This window comes from Amycolatopsis sp. NPDC057786, assembly GCF_042797905.1.
Lineage (GTDB): Bacteria > Actinomycetota > Actinomycetes > Mycobacteriales > Pseudonocardiaceae > Amycolatopsis.
Window position 1 is genome coordinate 1 of record NZ_JBHVKW010000056.1, and the last position, 16436, is coordinate 16436.

7 protein-coding genes are annotated in these 16436 nt (G+C 72.0%); all 7 read right to left on the reverse strand.

Going from position 1 to position 16436, the window contains the following annotated elements:
• Positions 1-327: 327 nt before the first annotated feature.
• From ACFVM3_RS25425 to ACFVM3_RS25455, 7 genes are read right to left on the reverse strand one after another with little or no spacing between them, the layout of a single operon-like run.
• The gene (locus ACFVM3_RS25425; RefSeq protein ID WP_378442355.1) at positions 328-1365 is read right to left on the reverse strand and encodes a 3-deoxy-7-phosphoheptulonate synthase; all 1038 of its coding nucleotides are present in this window, start codon (positions 1363-1365) and stop codon (positions 328-330) included.
• Positions 1352-2749 (reverse strand): DHA2 family efflux MFS transporter permease subunit, encoded by a 1398-nt coding sequence (locus ACFVM3_RS25430; protein WP_378442357.1) that lies wholly within the window; start codon positions 2747-2749, stop codon positions 1352-1354. The genes ACFVM3_RS25425 and ACFVM3_RS25430 overlap by 14 nt, the downstream gene beginning before the upstream one ends.
• Complete coding sequence (locus ACFVM3_RS25435) at positions 2746-12657, reverse strand: amino acid adenylation domain-containing protein (RefSeq protein ID WP_378442358.1); 9912 nt, start codon at positions 12655-12657, stop codon at positions 2746-2748. The genes ACFVM3_RS25430 and ACFVM3_RS25435 overlap by 4 nt, the downstream gene beginning before the upstream one ends.
• Positions 12651-13427 carry an ABC transporter ATP-binding protein gene (locus ACFVM3_RS25440; protein WP_378442360.1) on the reverse strand — a complete coding sequence of 259 codons (777 nt, stop codon included), beginning with the start codon at positions 13425-13427 and terminating at the stop codon, positions 12651-12653. The genes ACFVM3_RS25435 and ACFVM3_RS25440 overlap by 7 nt, the downstream gene beginning before the upstream one ends.
• The gene (locus ACFVM3_RS25445; RefSeq protein ID WP_378442362.1) at positions 13424-14446 is read right to left on the reverse strand and encodes a FecCD family ABC transporter permease; all 1023 of its coding nucleotides are present in this window, start codon (positions 14444-14446) and stop codon (positions 13424-13426) included. The genes ACFVM3_RS25440 and ACFVM3_RS25445 overlap by 4 nt, the downstream gene beginning before the upstream one ends.
• On the reverse strand, positions 14443-15426 hold the full coding sequence (locus ACFVM3_RS25450; RefSeq protein ID WP_378442364.1) for a FecCD family ABC transporter permease: 984 nt from the start codon (positions 15424-15426) through the stop codon (positions 14443-14445). Before ACFVM3_RS25450 ends, ACFVM3_RS25445 begins: the two co-directional genes overlap by 4 nt.
• Entirely contained in the window at positions 15423-16424 is a 1002-nt protein-coding gene (locus tag ACFVM3_RS25455) for an ABC transporter substrate-binding protein (protein WP_378442366.1), read from the reverse strand. Before ACFVM3_RS25455 ends, ACFVM3_RS25450 begins: the two co-directional genes overlap by 4 nt.
• Positions 16425-16436: the final 12 nt, after the last annotated feature.

Here is a 16436-nt window from a genome sequence, read left to right on the forward strand (position 1 = left end):
TCCCTCGGCTGAGCCGAGGGAAGGGGGCCTTCACGCGCTTCGGCTCATGCCGCGCGTACGTACCGTCGCCGCCGACGTTGCGAAAGCCACTTTCGCAACGTTGAAGGTTGCGAAAGTGGCCTTCGCAACTCACCCGTCGCTCCGAAGGCAAGGCACTCGTGGCGCGCCGTGAACTATTTCGCTGCTCCGCTATACCGAACTCACGTGATTGAGGGCGTAACTCACGTGATTGGAGGCGTAACTCGTGTGTGCGGCCTCTGATCACGCGAGTTACGGGTTCGGTCACACGAGATCGTCGAGCCGGATACGACGTTCCCCTTCGTCCGATCAGGCGCGGGGCGACCCGACCGGGCCGCTCAGCCGCCTCACCGCGTTGGCGCAGGCGAGGGATTCCAGCAGCGGGACGGTCCGCTCCCAGCCCAGGCAGGCGTCCGTGATGCTCAGGTCCGGCCGGGGCGGCGCGGAACCGGCGTCTTGCCTGCCGTCGGCGAGGTACGACTCGATCATCACCCCGGCCAGCGCGTGGTTGCCAGCCGAGATCTGGTCCGCCAGGTCGGCGACGACCACGGGCTGCCGGTTGTGGTCCTTGCCGCTGTTGCCGTGCGAGGCGTCGACGACGAGCCGGTGCGGCAGACCGGCGGCGGTCAGCGCGTCGAGGGCGTCCGCGACCGCGTGCGCGTGGTGGTTGGGTTTCGGGCCACCGCGCAGGACGAGGTGCGCGTCCGGATTACCGGCGCTGCGCTGGATCCGGGGGCGCCCGTCGGCCGCGGCTCCCGGGAACACGTGCGGCAGAGCGGCCGCCCGGACGGCGTCGACGGCCGTGTCCAGCCGTCCGGACACGCAGTTCTTCATGCCCATCGGCATCGGCAGCCACGACGCCAGGTGCCGGTGCGGCTGGCTCGCGACGGTCCGCGCGCCGATCGCGCCCCAGCTGATGGTGTCCGCGAAGTAGGGCGCGAGGAACGGGTCGACGAACTCGTACGCCAGCGGCAGCCCGGTCGCGGCGGCGTCGTCCAGGAACCGCCGTCCGATGCGGACACCGGACGCGAGATCGCCCTTGCCGTCCAGGGTGGGGTCGGGCACGAGACCGGTCCAGCCCGCGATCGTCCGCGGTTTCTCCAGGTAGGCGCGCAGGACCACGACGAGGTCGTCGGCGAACCGGCGGGACGCTTCGGCGAGTCGGTGCGCGTACTCGAGCGCGCCGTCGGTGTCGTGCACGGAACACGGGCCCATGACGACGAGCAGCCGGTTGTCGCGGCGGGCGAGGACGTCGGCGACGGTTTCCCGGTGCCGGGTGATCTCCTCCGGGACGAACCCGGTCGTGGCCACCTCGGCCGGGCTGGGCAGCTGGTCAAGCATTCGCATGACCTCTCTTCTTGTCGGGGGCGGCCCGGGGCAGCCGCGTCGCACCGGCCACCGCCACGACGGCGAGGCCGAGAACACACCAGAAGGCGTCGGCGAAGGCCGCGGCGACGTCCGGGCCGCGGGCGGCCAGCCGGGCCTGCAGCACCACGGCCAGTACCGCGGTGCCGATCGAGCCGCCGAGCGTGTTGAGCAGGTTCAGCGCCCCGGCGGCGCGGGACAGCCGGGCGGGTTCGACCCGGCGGTAGACGATCGTCATCACCGGCGCGCCGATCATCGCCGCGCCGAAACCGCGCAGCAGCAGGGAAACCACGATGACCCAGTCCGGAAGACCGGGACCGAGCTGGGTGAAGGGCGCGGTGCCGAGGGCGACCAGGCCGATGCCGCTCAGCACCAGTGCGCGCGGCGAGATCCGGTCGACCAGGCGGTTCACCAATATGGAACCGGCAGCCGCGCCGATGCCCTGGGGTACCAGCAGCAGTCCGGTGTCCCAAGTGGACAGTCCAGGGCCGCGCTGAAGGTAGAGCGGGAGCAGGAACATCGTGCCGAACACCGACGCGCCCAGCAGCACCAGCGCCAGCGCGGCGACCCCGAACGGCGGCCGCGTGAACAAGCGTGGATCCAGCAAGGGTGCTTCGGCGCGCAGACCGTGCCGCACGAACACCGCGAGCATCACCACGCCGAGCGCGACGGCGATTCCGGCGGCCAGCGGGGTCCCCTGTTCGAACCAGGTGAGCCCGAAGACCAGGACGGCGAGCCCCGGCGAAAGCAGCAGCGCGCCCCGGAAATCGAAGCGCTCCCCCTTGCCGCCGGGTTCACTCGCCGGCACCCAGCGCCGAGCCAGGATCACCGCCACCACGCCGACCGGGAGGTTGACGTAGAACAGCCACGGCCAGTCCGCGACGGCGAGGATCGTGCCGCTCGCCATCGGGCCGAGTACCGGCGACAACAGCGGTACGAGACCGACGACGCTGATCACGCGCCCGATCCGGTCCGGTCCCGCCGCCCGCGCCAGGAGCGCCTGACCGGTCGGCGGGAGCAGACCGCCCGCGAGCCCTTGCAGGACACGAAAGGCGATGAGCGCGGGCAGGGTCGGTGCCAGCGCGCACAACAGGGACGCCAGCAGGAACACGACGACGGCGGTGAGCCAGACCCGACGTCCGCCGAACCGGTCGGCGAGCCACCCCGACGCCGGTACCGCTGTGACCACGGCCAGCAGGTACGCCGTCGTCACCCACTGGACGCCGGTGACCGGCGCGCCGAACTCGTCGGCGAGGGTGTCGACGCCGACCGACACGATCGTGCTGTCCAGGGTCGCCATGAACGTGCCGAGCACCAGCACGGCGGCCGTGCGCCACAGGGCGGCGTCGATCGGGCGCGCGGTCACCGCTCCCCCACGAAACCTGCGGCGTCGCCGTCGAGCCAGGACGGCAGTTTCCGCAGGAAGCCGACCAAGTCGTCGGCGAGTGACCGGGCGTCGGTCTCCCTCGCGTACAGAACGCCTTCCCACCCGTGCTCGCCCGGGACGACGGTGACGCTCACCGGGTGATGCGTGCGTTCGCGGAACCTCGTTCCGGTGACGGTCAGGCCGGGCGCGGGTTCGCGCAACTTCGCCGGGTCCACCGGGTAGTTCTCGAACACGAGCAGACTGTCGAACAGGCGCTCGCGCCCGGCCAGCGAGGCGAGTTCGGGCAGGCCCATCCAGTGGTGCGCGGTCATCGCCTGCTGCCGCGATTGCAGGTCGGCGAACGCCTCGGCGACCGTCCCGGTGAACCGGGCGCGGACCGGAACACTGTTCGCCAGCAGGCCGATGATGTCCTCGATACCGTCCACATCGGACGTCCGGTTCGAGGTCATCACCCCGAAGCTGACGTCCCGTCGTCCGGCGTGCGTCGCCAGGACGGCCGCCCACGCGCCTTGCAACAGAGTGTTGACGGTCAGCCCGCGTGCCGCGCCCAGTTCGGTCAGCTCCGCGACCAGCTGACTGTCCACAGTGAACAGAGCGGGTTCGGCGGACCCACCGGCACGCGGCAGATGGTCGCCTTCGGGCAGACCGGCGAGTTCCGCCCGCCAGGCCCGGACGTCGGCCGAGTGATCGGCGGCGGCGAGCAGGCGGGTGTACCGCGTCGGCGGCACCGGCTCCGGCAACGGTTTCCCCGCGTACAGGGCGAACAGCTCGCCGAGGATGCGCGGCGCGGACCAGCCGTCGGACAGCAGATGGTGACTGGTCAGCACGAGAGTCTGACGACCTGGCCCGTGCCGCAGCACCGTGACCCGCCACAACGGACCGTCCGCCAGGTCGAACGGCTCCGCGAGTTCCTCGTCCAACGCACTGTCCAAATCGGACACTTCGCGGACACTGAACCCGGCACGCGGTTCGACGGGGATCACCTGGACCTCGTGCGACGCCGGGAACACCGCGCCGAGGTTCGGCTGCCGTCGCACCAGCGCGTCCGCCGCCGACCGCAGTGCCTCGACGTCCAGATCACCGGACAGCGTGAACGCGGCCTGCACCGGATACGGATCCTCGTCCGCCGCGCGGGACTCGCGCAGGATCACCTCCTGCAACGGCGTCAGCGGCATGATCTCGCCGGGCCCCGGCACATCGGCGGCGAGCGCGTCCAGCTCCCGGCGGAAATGCTCGCCCAGCACGGCGATCTCGTCTTCGGTGAACAGCGCGGACGGCCACGTGAAACGGACACCGAGCGTGCCGCCGTCGGGGACCATCGCGTTGACCGTCAGCGCGTACGGCAGCGGCATCTCCGCACCGCCGCCGGAACCGAGCGGTTCGGCGTCCGGCGGGCGCTGCCACAAGGTGTCCTCGACCGGAGCCTCGGGGAACCGGCCGAGATAGTTCCAGGCGATCTCGGGCCGTGGGCCGTCGACGCCGAGGATTCCGTGCCCGAGGCCGTCCCCCGCAGCGCGCAGATGGTCACGCACCGCCCGCAGCGCGTCCGGCAACGGTCCGTCCGGTGGGACGATCCGCGCCGGATGCACGGCGGTGAACCAGCCGGCGGTCTGCGCCAGATCGACCGTGCCCGCGAAGTCGGGGGTATGCCCCGGCCGGCCATGGCTTTCGACGGCGACGACCAGATCGGCGCCGGTCCCGCGCCAGGCGGCGACGGCGCGGGCGAGCGCGGTCAGCAGCACGGTGTCCGGGCCGGTGCGATACGCCGTGGGCAGCGCGGTGAGCACGGCGTGGGTGGTGTCCTCGCCGAGGTCGAGCCGGTGATGCCGCGCCGTCGCCACGGTGTCGCGCGCCGGATCGAGCCGGGTGGGGCCGAGCGTGGTCTCCGGCGCGGCGGCGATCCCTCGCCAGTACGGCAACTCGTCCTCTCGATGCGGAGCGGCCGCGCGCAGTGACCGCGCCCAGCCCAGGAACGACTGCCCGCGCCGGTGCAGGGTCTTGCCGTGGAAGGCCTGTTCGACGTCGTCGAGCAGCACGCGCCAGGTCACCGCGTCGGCTACAAGATGGTGCGCCACGAACAGCAACCGTCCGGGACGGTCGCCAACGTCGGCCAGTACCGCCCGCACCAGCGGACCGGTACGCGGGTCCATCCGCGCGACGATCTGCTCGATCTGCGCGTCCAGCACTGCTCGCGGATCACCGGTCACGCGGACGGCGGTGAGCACGTCGGCACCGGTCACGGCACCGACGTCCGGGACGCGGAGCGCGTCCTCGACCAGATGCGCACGCAGGACGTCGTGACGGGCGAGAACGGCGTCGAGCACCGAGCGCCAGCGAGGAACGTCGTCCGCCGAAGGCACGCAGACCTCGACCCACTGGCAGAACCCGTCGGCCGCCTTTCCCGCGCGCCGCAGCAGATCGCGCATGATCGGGGTGAGCGGAGCGTCGCCGACGGCGTGGGCTTCCTCGGCCTGTTCGGGTTCGCCACAGCGCGCGGCGATCCCCGCGACCGTGCCGCCTTCGAGGACGTCGCGCGCGGTCAGGTGCAGCCCTTCGCGGCGGGCACGGGAGACCACCCGCAGCGAGGCGATGCTGTCGCCGCCCGCGTCCAGGAAGCCGTCGTCCAGGCCGACGTCGGGTCCGAGCAGCTCGCTAACGACTCGCAGCAGCACGGCTTCCGCGGGAGTGGCGGGTTCGCGCCCGCCGTCGGAGCGAGCCTCCGGGGCGGGCAGCGCGGCGCGGTCCAGCTTGCCGCTCGGACCGAGCGGAAGCCGGTCCAGCGCGACGAACGCGGTCGGCACCATGTACGCGGGCAGTTCCGCGGCGAGGTACTCATGCAGCGCGGCCGGGCCGGGTTCGGCGCCGTCCACGGGGACGACGTAGGCGACCAGCCGGTCCTCGCGGACGATCACCGCTGCGGCGCGCACGTCGTCGTGCGCGGTCAGCGCGGTCTCGATCTCGCCGAGTTCGATCCGGAACCCGCGCAGTTTGACCTGGTGGTCGGCGCGGCCGAGGAACACGATCTGCCCGTCCGGGCGCCAGCGGACCAGGTCGCCGGTGCGGTACATGCGCTCCCCCGGCGGCCCGAACGGGTCGGCGACGAACCGTTCGGCGGTCAGCGCTGCCCGGCCGACGTAACCCTGCGCGAGCTTCGGCCCGGCCAGGTACAGCTCGCCGGTGACGTTCGTCCCGACCGGGAGCAGCCCGCCGTCGAGCACGTACGCGCGGACCTCCGGGTCCGGGCGGCCGATCGGGAGCGGGCCGGGGTCGGCGGGGTCGTAGTGCCAGGTGACCGAGTTGATGGTGACCTCGGTGGGGCCGTAGGCGTTGAACAGCGCGCGCCGGTTCCCCCAGCGCCGGGCCAGGTCCGGGTCGAGCCGTTCGGCGCCGACGACGAAGAACACGTCCGGGTCGACGGTCGCGTCGTCGGGCATCGCGGAGAGGAACGAAGGCAGCAGGTTGAGCCCGGTGACGCGGTGTTCGGCAGCGTAGGCCAGCAGGTCGTCGCCGGAGGTCCGCACCTCTTCCGGCGCGATCACCGACGTGCCGCCGGACAGCAGCGGCAGCATGAACTGCCAGAACGCGACGTCGAAACTCGTCGAGGCGAAATGCAGGTACCGCTCGGCGGTCCCGATCCCGACGATGTCCTCCTGCAACGCGATCAGGCTCGGGACACCGCGATGCGGTACCGCCACACCCTTCGGTTTCCCGGTGGTGCCGGAGGTGTAGATGACGTAGGCGATCGCGTCCTCGCTGAGCCGGATTCCCGGGTCCGTGTCCTTTGTGGACAGCTTGGCCGGGTCGATCACCGGAAGGCCGCCGACGTCCGAAGTGGACACGACGGCGGCGGGCTCGATGTCACCGAGCATGCACGTCAGCCGGTCGGCCGGATAGTCCGGGTCCATCGGCACGTGCACCGCGCCCGCCTTGATCACGCCGAACAACGCGACCACGAGATCGACGTCGCGGCGCAGCAGGACCGCGACCGGATCCTGCGGTCGCACCCCGGCGTCGATCAGGGTGTTCGCGAGCCGGTTGACGCGGCGGTCCAGTTCGGCGTAGGTCAGGCTCCGGTCCCGGCACACGACGGCTTCCGCGTCCGGGGTCTCCCGGACCCAGCGGCCGAACTCCGCCAGCATGCCGCCGCGTTCGCGCTTCGGTTCCGGCCCTTCGCCGAGACGCAGCATCGCGCGTTCTTCCTCGGTGTCGAGCGCGCGCAGCCGGGAGACCGGCCGCGCCGGATCGGCCACGATCTCGTGCAGCACGGCACGCAGCCAGCGGCCGTAGGACTCGGCCTCCTCGCGGGTGAACGCCTGGGGCTGGTAGCCGAGGCCGACGGTGAACTCGTCGCCGGGCAGCACGATCACCGTGAGGGGATAGTGCGTGGCGTCGGTGATGTCGACGCCGACGAGGTCGAGGCCCGGCGCCAGCGTGGTGCGGGCACGGCTGGAGAGCGGGAAGTTCTCCATCACGAGCATCGTGTCGAACAGGTCGCCGACGCCTGCCGCTCGCTGGATGTCCGGCAGCCCGGCGTGATGGTGCTCGGTGAGCCGGACGCTTTCGGTGTGCACGCGCTCCAGCACGGTGACCGCGGTGTCGGCGGCGGCGAAGCGCACGCGTACCGGGATCGTGCTGCCGAGCTGGCCGATCATGCGCTCGACGCCGGGGACGTCGGCCGGGCGCCCGGAGACCGGGCAGCCGAAGACCACGTCGCGGCGGCCAGTCAGCCTGGCGAGCAGCACTCCCCACGCGGTCTGGAACACCGTCGTCGGGGTGATCCCGCGTTCGCGGGCGAAGGCGCGCAGCCGTTCGCTGAACTCCTCGCCCAGTTCCACGGTGACGCGCTCTGGACGCTCCACAGTGGACTCGACGCTCGCCGGGGCGAGGCGGGTGCCCTCGTCGAGCCCGGCCAGCGCCTCGCGCCACGCCTCCAGTGCCGCGTTTGGGTCGCGCTCGCTGAGCACGCGGTGGTACTCCGAAAGCGGGGGCGCGACCGGGGCCGCCGGGCCGCCGCCGAGTTCGGCGTAGGTGGCCAGCAGCGTGCGGCCGACCAGTGGCATCGACCAGCCGTCGAGCAGCGCGTGGTGATTGGTGAGCACCAGACGGTGCTCGTCCGGGCCGAGGGTCAGCAGCAGGAACCGGATCAGCGGCGGGATCGCGGGATCGAAGGGACGGGCGAGTTCCGTGCGGCACTCGGCCTCGACCTGGTCCGGCGAGACCTGCGCGAACCGCCAGTCCAGCGTGACCTCGGCGGGGACCACCTGAACGACCTCGCCCGCGTCGGTGGTGTGCAGGTGGACCCGCAGCGCGGGATGCCGCCGTAGCACCTCCGCCGCGGCTTCGCGCATGCGGTCGGCGTCGAGCGCGCCGCTGAGCAGGGTGACGGCCTGGACCACGTAGACGTCGGTGTCCTCGGTGCCGCGCGCCAGGGTGTGGAACGAAAGCCCGGTCTGCAACGGGGTCGCGGGCAGCACGTCTTCGAGCCGGCCGCGGCGTTCGAGCGCGTCGATGTCGGCCTGGCCGAGGCCGACCAGCGGCAGATCCGACGGCGTGAGCCCGCCGCCGTCCGGTCCGATCCGCGTCGCGTGCGCGGTCAGGGCGTCCAGCGCCAGGGACCACGCTTCTTGAAGCGCCTCAACGCTTTCCTGTGTCAGGACCTTGCCCGCCGCGGTCCACTCGACGGCGAGCCGGGGACGGCCGTCCTCACGGACGAAGCAGTTCAGCGCCAGCACCTGCTCCAGTGACTTGGCCGCCGGTTCGGTGACCGCGAACGGGTCCTCCTCCGGCAGCCGCCAGCCGGTGCCCGGCAGGGCCGCGAAGCGACCGAGGTAGTTCAGGACGACGTCCGGCGGCGGGATGGCGGCGAGTTCGTCCCGGGTCAGCGGGTCGAGATACCGCAGCACGCCGAAGCCGACGCCGTTGTCCGGGACCGCGCGTTTGGCTTCCTTGGCAGCTCGCAGCAGCCTTCCGGCCTCCGCTGCGCCAGAGGGAACACGCAACGGATATTCGGCGGTGAACCAGCCGACGGTGCGCGAGAGGTCCAGGCTGTCTCGATCCCGGCCGTGTCCTTCGAGGGACACGGTTTCGGCCTCCACCGGGGCATCACGCCACGACCGCAAAGCGAGTACGAGCGCGGCGAGCAGGACGTCGTCGGGTCCGGCGCGGTAGGCGGCGGGCAAGCCGTTGAGCACCGCTTCGGTCTGCTCGGCAGTGGCGACGGTGACCGAACGCCGCGCGGTCGCGACCGTGTCGACGGCCCGGTCGAGCGGCCGGTGGCCGAGACGCGGACCGTCGAGCGCGTCGCGCCAATGCTCGAGTTCACCGCGCCGGGCACCGGAAGCCCCTTGCTCCGCAAGGAGAAGCGCGTGACGCCGCCAGGAAGTACCGACCGGTTCAAGCGGCCGACCGGCGCACGCGGCGCGCAGATCCGGCAGGAGGACCCGCCAGGAGACACCGTCGATCGCCAGATGATGGATCACGATGACGAGGTGGTCGGGCAGCAGCGCGACCTTGAGCACTCCGGCCCGGAGGTCAAGGGACTCCGCCAGTTGCGCCGCGACCTCGGCCGGGTCACCCGTCGTCTCGATGACGACGTCGGACGCCTTCACCGCGCCGCGTTCGCGAACCCGCATTTCGTCCGCTAAATGCAGCCGGAGGACGTCGTGGTGGTCCAGGAGCGTTTGGACGCCTTCGGTCAGCAGAGCGGGAGGAAGATCCTCGTCGAGCCGGATTGCCGTCCACTGCGTGTATCCGGCGATCGTCGGGACGTCCGGATGCGGGTCGAGCAGGGCGCGGACGATCGGCGGGGCAGGCACCACACCGACCGGCTCGTCCGGCGGAGCGACGGGTGCGCCGATCTCGGCACTCGCCGCGGCCAGCGCCTCGAAGCTGCGGCGGGCGAGCAGATCGCGCGGCCGCAGGTCGAGGCCGTGCGCGCGCAGCCTGCTGCTGACGCTGATCGCGGTGATGCTGTCGCCGCCCAGCGCGAAGAAGTCGTCGTCGACAGCGACTTCTTCGACACCGATCACCTCGGCGATGGTGGCGCACAGCAGCCGTTCGCGTTCGGTGGCGGCGGTCCTTCCCGCCGCCGCGCGCGGGGCGGGCAGCGCGGGACGGTCGATCTTCCCGTTGGAGGTCAACGGAAGCGCGTCGAGGACGACGACCGCCGCTGGCACGAGATGCTCGGGCACGCGCCCGGTGAGCTCCGAGCGGACCTCGTCCGGGACGACCTCGCCGACGACGTAGCCGATGAGCCGGGGCCCGCGCACCGCGGCGGCGGCCGCCCGTACTCCGGGAACGGCGGCCAACGCGGCCTCGACCTCGCCGAGTTCGACACGGTGACCGCGCACCTTCACCTGGCCGTCACGGCGGCCCAGATACTCCAGACCGCGGCCGGGTACCCAGCGGGCGAGGTCCCCGGTGCGGTACATGCGGTCGCCGGGTGCGCCGTACGGGTCGGCGACGAACCGTTCGGCGGTCGCGCCGGGGCGGCCGAGATAGCCGCGCGCGAGATGTGGTCCCGCGAGGTACAACTCACCCGGAGTTCCCGCGGGCGCTGGACGCAGCGCGGCGTCGAGCACCCGGACCGCCGTACCGGGCACCGCGGTGCCGATCGTCGGCTCCCCGTCGTCCAGCCAGGATCCGGCACCGTCCACAGTGGCCTCGGTCGGGCCGTACATGTTGCGGGCGCGGACACCCGACTCCGCGACCTTGCGCCACAGCGCCGGCGCAGTCGCCTCGCCGCCGAGGACGAGGAGCGCGGGCGCGTTCAGGCCGTCGAGCAGTCCGGCGTCGACCAGCGGCGCGGCCATCGACGGCGTGGTGTCGACGACGTCGATCCGGTCGCGGGCGAACGCGGCCAGCAGCTCGTCGGCGTCCCGCGCGACGTCGGTGCCGTAGACGTGGAGTTCATGCCCGAACAGGAGCCACATCAGCTGGTCGAGCGCGGAGTCGAAGGCGAACGAGTAGGTGTGCGCGACGCGCAGCCGCCTGCCCGCGGCGCGTTCGGTCTCGGCGACCGTGGTCGCGCGGTGATGGCGCAGCAGCGTCGCGAGTCCGCCGGCCCGCCCGAGGACGCCCTTGGGGCGGCCGGTGGACCCGGAAGTGAAGATGACGTACGCGAGATGTTCCGGATGACGCGGAATATCCAGCGGCGCAGAGTCCAGAGTGGACAGATCGGTCTCGCCGAGCAGCAGCTGCGGCCCCGGCACGATCTCCGGGTCGTGAGCGACGGTGAGCACCGCGCCCGCTTCGGCGGCAAGCTCGCGCAACCGCTCGACGGGATGGGCGAGTTCCAGTGGCAGGAACGCCGCGCCGGCGTCGAGCACCGCCAGCAGGGCGACGACGAGATCCGCGGACCGCGGCAGGGCCAGCGCGACGACGTCGTCGGTCCCGACACCGCGTGTGCGCAAGGCACGGGCGAGACGATGGACGCGCGTGACGAGTTCGTCCGCGGTCAGCCGTTCTTCACCGAAGACCAGTGCGGTCTGTCCGGGATCGAGTCGGGCGAGGAGTTCCGGTACGCCAAGGAGTTCGCTGTCCGGAGCGGGCGTGGACCACGCCGCCAGCAGCGTGTCCCGCTCCCCCGGCGGGACGAGATCCGCACCGGCGATCGACGGGCCGTCCGGTTCGGTCAGGGCGGTGATCAGGCAGCGCAGCGCGGTCAGTTTCGCGTCGACGGCGGCCTGGTCGTGGGTCCGCGCGTCGACCTCGAAACCGAGCAGCAAACCGCCGTCCGAGGTCGGGAGCACCGACAGCCCCATGTCCTCCGGCGGTCCGCCCGCGACGTTGCGCATCGTGCCGTGCGAGCCCGCGAAGTCGAGCTTCAGGTCGAACGCCTTGAGGTTGATGCCGCGGCCGTGCAGCAGCGCCCCGGCGCCGGGCACCGCGAGATCCTGCGGCAGATCCTCGCCGCGATACCGCTGGTGCGTGCGCATCTCCTTCAGCGCACCGGCGACCCGCGCGGTCAGCCCGGCCGCCGAGTCGTCCGGGAGCACCGTGACCCGCAGCGGCAGCACGTTGACCGCCATCGCCGGAGTCCGCAGCGCCGCCCCCTCGCGGCACATCAACGGCATCGCGAACACGACGTCGGTCCAGCCGAGGACTCGGTGCAGGAACGCGGCGTAGCAGGCGATCAGCGCGTCGCCCCAGGTCGTCCCGGCCCGTTTGCCCAGTTCACGCAACCGGGCCACGTCCGCAGCGGGCAGGACGGCCCGCGCGGTCACGGTGTGCTCGGGCGGCCCCGAGGCGCTGCCGCCGTCGTCGATATCCGGCAACGGCGTGAACCGCTCGCGCCAGTACTCGCGGTCTTGGACGAACCGTTCGCTCTCGCGGTAAGCCTGGTCGGCCTGGACGAGATCGGCGAACCGCGCGAACGTCGAGGGCGGAACTTCCTTGCCCTGGACCGAAGCGGTGTAGCGAGCGGCCGTCCGGCGGGCGAGCATCGCCGCGGTGTAGCCGTCGAACACGAGGTGATGCCCGAGCTGGGTGAACCACACGTGCGAGTCGGAAAGCCGCAGCACGAGATGGGCGAACAACGGCCGGTCCACCATGCCGCGACAAGCCTCCGCGACCCGGCGGCGTTCGGCGTCGACCCGCGCGTGGGCGGCGGCCACCGGATCGGCCTCGCCGCGCAGATCCACCACGTCCGGCGACGGCACCGCGTCGTCCGAAACCACCTGACGTGGCCCCTCCGGCGTCTCGAAGACGCGCAGCCGCAGGCTGTCGGCCTCGTCGGCGGTCGCGCGGATCGCCTCGGTCAGCGCGTCGAGGTCGACCGGCTTTTCGCCGACGATTTCGATGACGTCACCGACGACGTAGTAAGGCGAGTCGGGTTCGAGGCGTTGCGCGGTCCAGATACCCAGCTGGGCACCGGTGAGATTCAGCATGAGGGCACCACCATCGGGGTTCCGGTCACCGGGTCGGGCACGACGACGCTGGGGAGATCGAAGACCTCCTTCATCAGCTCGGCGTCGACGATGTCGGAGGGCGCGCCCTCCGCGACGATCCGGCCGTCCCGCAACGCGACGAGGTGATCGGCGTACCGGCAGGCCTGGTTGATGTCGTGCAGGACGGCGATCACCGTGCGGCCCTCGTCGCGCAGGCGCGCCAGCAGGTTCAGCAGCTGGTACTGGTGCGCGATGTCGAGGAACGACGTCGGCTCGTCGAGCAGCAGGTACGGCGTCTTCTGCGCCAGCACCAGCGCCACCCACACGCGCTGACGCTGCCCGCCCGAAAGCTCCTGCACCGGCCGGTCGGCCAGCCCCGCCACCCCGGCCGCGGTCATCGCCTCCAGCACCGCGCGTTCGTCCTCTTCGGACCACGACGCGAACAGCGTTTGGTGCGGAAACCGGCCGCGCGCGACCAGCTGCCGGACGCGGACGTCCTCCGGCGCCACCGGATCCTGCGGCAGGAACCCGAGTTCCCGCGCCAATCCCTTGCCGTGGAAGGAACCGACGTCCTTGCCGTCGAGCAGGACCTCGCCGTCGGCCGGACGCAGCAGCCGGACGAACGCGCGCAGCAACGTCGACTTGCCACACGCGTTCGGTCCGACGACGGCGGTGAACGCGCGGTCGGGCACGTCGAGGCTCAGCCGGGTCGACACGACCCGGTCGCCGTAGCGCAGGGTCAGATCCCTGGCGGTCAAGCGGGCACTCATATGCGCCGCACCTCCTTGGTGAGCAGCCAGATCAGGTAGCCGCCGCCGATCACGGTGCTGATCACACCGACCGGCAGCGCTTCCGGCGCGAGCAGCATTTGGGCGGTAAGGTCGGCGCTGGTCAGCAGCACGGCGCCGGTGAGGGCGGCGGGCAGCAGGGAAATACCGGGCGTGCGGGCCAGCCGCCGTCCGATCTGCGGGGCGGCCAGCGCGATGAACGCGATCGGACCGGCGACGGCGGTGACCGTGGCCGTGCAGCCGACCCCGATCAGCACCAGCACCAGCCGCAGCCGGTCCCAGCGGACACCGGTGGTGACCGCCAGCGCGCCGCCGAGCGCGGCCTGGTGCAACGCCGGCGCCCTGGTGAACAGCACGACGAACAGCACCGCGAGCACCCCGAACGGGATCGCGACGTCGTCCCAGCCGATCCCGTTGAGGGAACCGGCGTTCCAGCCGACGGCCGCGATCGCGATCTCGAGTTCGGCACGCAGCACGATCCACGAGTTGAGCGCCGTCAGCATCGCGTTGACCGCGATCCCGATGACGATCAGCCGCAGCCCGGACAGCCCGCCGCCGAGCGACAGCGCGTACACGATCGCCGCCGTGAGCACGCCGCCGAGCACCGAACCGACGGTCAGCTGCGTCGACGTCCCCGAAAGCACGGTGATCGCGAACAGCGCGCCGGTGTACGCGCCGGCGTCGAGGCCGATCACGTCCGGACTGCCGAGCGGATTGCGGGTGATGTTCTGGAAGATCGCGCCCGCCAGGCCGAGCGCGGCGCCGAACACCAGCCCCGCCAGTACGCGCGGCAGGCGCCATTCGCGGATGACCACGCCGGGACCGCCACCGGAACCGGTGAGCGCGGCGAACACGCGGGCGGGACTCGCCCACGCCGCGCCGTAACAAAGCCCGAGCAGCGTCAGACCGGCGATGACCACGAGCATCGCCACGAGGAAGACGAGGGTGCGGCGTTCGATCCGGGCGGAGAACCTCCCGCGCCGCAGGACGAGTGCGTTCACAGTGGCGCCGCCCCGTATTTGCGGACGGCCCAGATCAGCACGGGGCCGCCCAGGAACGCGGTGACGATCGCGACCGGGACCTCGCCCGTCGGCAGCAGGACCCGGGAGCCGACGTCCGCGGCCAGCATCAGGACCGGGCCGAGCAGCGCGGCGAACGCGATCAGCCACGGGATCGACGCGCCCGCCACCCGGCGGGCCAGATGCGGCACGATCAGCCCGACGAACAGGATCGGCCCGGCCAGCGCGGTCGCCGCGCCCGCCATCAGCGTGATCAGCAGCAAGGTGATCGTCCGGACCCTGGCGACGTTCGCGCCGAGGGTGTGCGCGACCGTCTCGCCGAGCGCGATCGCGTTCAGCTGACGGCTCACCGCGAACGCGCCCAGCAGGGACAGGCCGATGATGATCAGTGGGACCGTGGTCGGCGCCTGTTCGCGGCCCGCCAGCGAACCCACCGACCAGAACCGGTAGACGTCGAAGGTGTCCGGGAACAGCAGCCGCAGGCCGAGGGTGAGCCCCAGCAGCACGGCGCTCAACGCGGTCCCGGCGAGCACCAGCCGCAGGGGCGACTTGCTGCCGACCGCGTACACCAGCGCCGAAGCGCCGAGCGCGCCCAGCACCGCCAGGCCCAGCTCGACGGGCGCCGACGCGGCGAGCCCGAACGAGGACCCCACCGCGATGGCGAACCCGGCCCCGGCGGTCACGCCGAGCACGCCGGGTTCGGCCAAGGCGTTGCGCGACAAGGCCTGCACGAGCACACCCCCGACGGCGAGTGCCGCGCCGACCCCGATCGCGAGCACCGCCCTCGGCATCCGGATGTCCAGGACGATCGCCCGGTCACTCGGGTTCCCGTCGCCGAACAGGGCGCGCACGACCTCGCCGGGGGCGATGGCGTGCGCGCCGATGCCGACGCTCAGCACGGCGACCACGACGAGCCCGAGCAGTGCGGCGCCGAGCAGCGCGGACCGCCCGGTGGTGGTCACTGCTTGAGCAGCGGCGCGAACGCCTGGTCGACGGCGTCCAAAGTGGACGTCGCGGCCCGGTAGGTGGCGGCCTCGGTGTAGCGGAACGGGTAGACCTTGCCCGCCTTCACCGCGGGGAGTTCCTTCCACAGCGGCGAGTCGAGGACGTACTTGACCGGCGCGGGCACGGAACCGTCGGCGGCGACCGAGTAGGTGATGGCGTCGGCCTCGGCGAACGCCGTCGACAGCTCTTCGATCGAGGGATACTCGCTGACGTCCTTCGAGCCGCCGCCCTTGACCTTGACCTGGCCGTAGTAGGTGGCGCCGATGTCCTGCGCGATGTTGGTGCCCCAGGAACCGTTGAACTCGCGCTGGAAGTTGCCCTTGGCGACCTCGCCGTAGGCACCGACGTGGCCCAGCTTCAGCTGCGGCAGCACGGCCTTGTACTTCTCGGCCAGCCCCTTGGCCTTGGTCTCGTACGCGGTCTTGACGGCGTCGAACCCGGCGGCGGCGCCGGCGGCGTCAGCCTGCTTGCGGGACAGCTCACGCCACATCGACGGCACCGACGGGCCGATCGCCACGACCGGCGCGATCGCTTCGAGCCGCTTGATGTCGATGTCGGCGAGAACCGGCTTCGGCACACCGATGACGATGAGGTCGGGGTCGGCCTGCGCGATCGCCTCGTAGTTCGTCTCCGCCGCCGACTCGCCCGCGACCTTCGCCAGCTCGTCGTACTTCTTGCGCTCCTGCTCGTTGAACAGCGGGATGCCGCGCTTCCAGCTGGACACCCCGACCAGCGGCGCGCCCGCTTCGAGCAGGGCGGGCACGGCGTAGCCGGTCGCGATGACCCGCTTCGGCGAGACCGGGATGGTGATCTGGCCGTTGTCGGCGGCGAACACCCGGGTCGGACCGCCGTCCGCCTGCCCGGCGTCGCCGGACCCACAGGCGGTGGCCGCGGTCGCGACCGTCAAAGCGAGCGCGAGCGCTCCGGCGAGACGGCGGGTTCTGGTGGTCCGCATGGGTTTCCTCGG

Coding starts and splice junctions, on each gene's coding strand:
- ACFVM3_RS25435 (WP_378442358.1), bottom strand. CDS start 12,657: ATGCTGAATCTCACCGGTGCCCAGCTGGGTATCTGGACCGCGCAACGC.
- ACFVM3_RS25425 (WP_378442355.1), bottom strand. CDS start 1,365: ATGCGAATGCTTGACCAGCTGCCCAGCCCGGCCGAGGTGGCCACGACC.
- ACFVM3_RS25455 (WP_378442366.1), bottom strand. CDS start 16,424: ATGCGGACCACCAGAACCCGCCGTCTCGCCGGAGCGCTCGCGCTCGCT.
- ACFVM3_RS25440 (WP_378442360.1), bottom strand. CDS start 13,427: ATGAGTGCCCGCTTGACCGCCAGGGATCTGACCCTGCGCTACGGCGAC.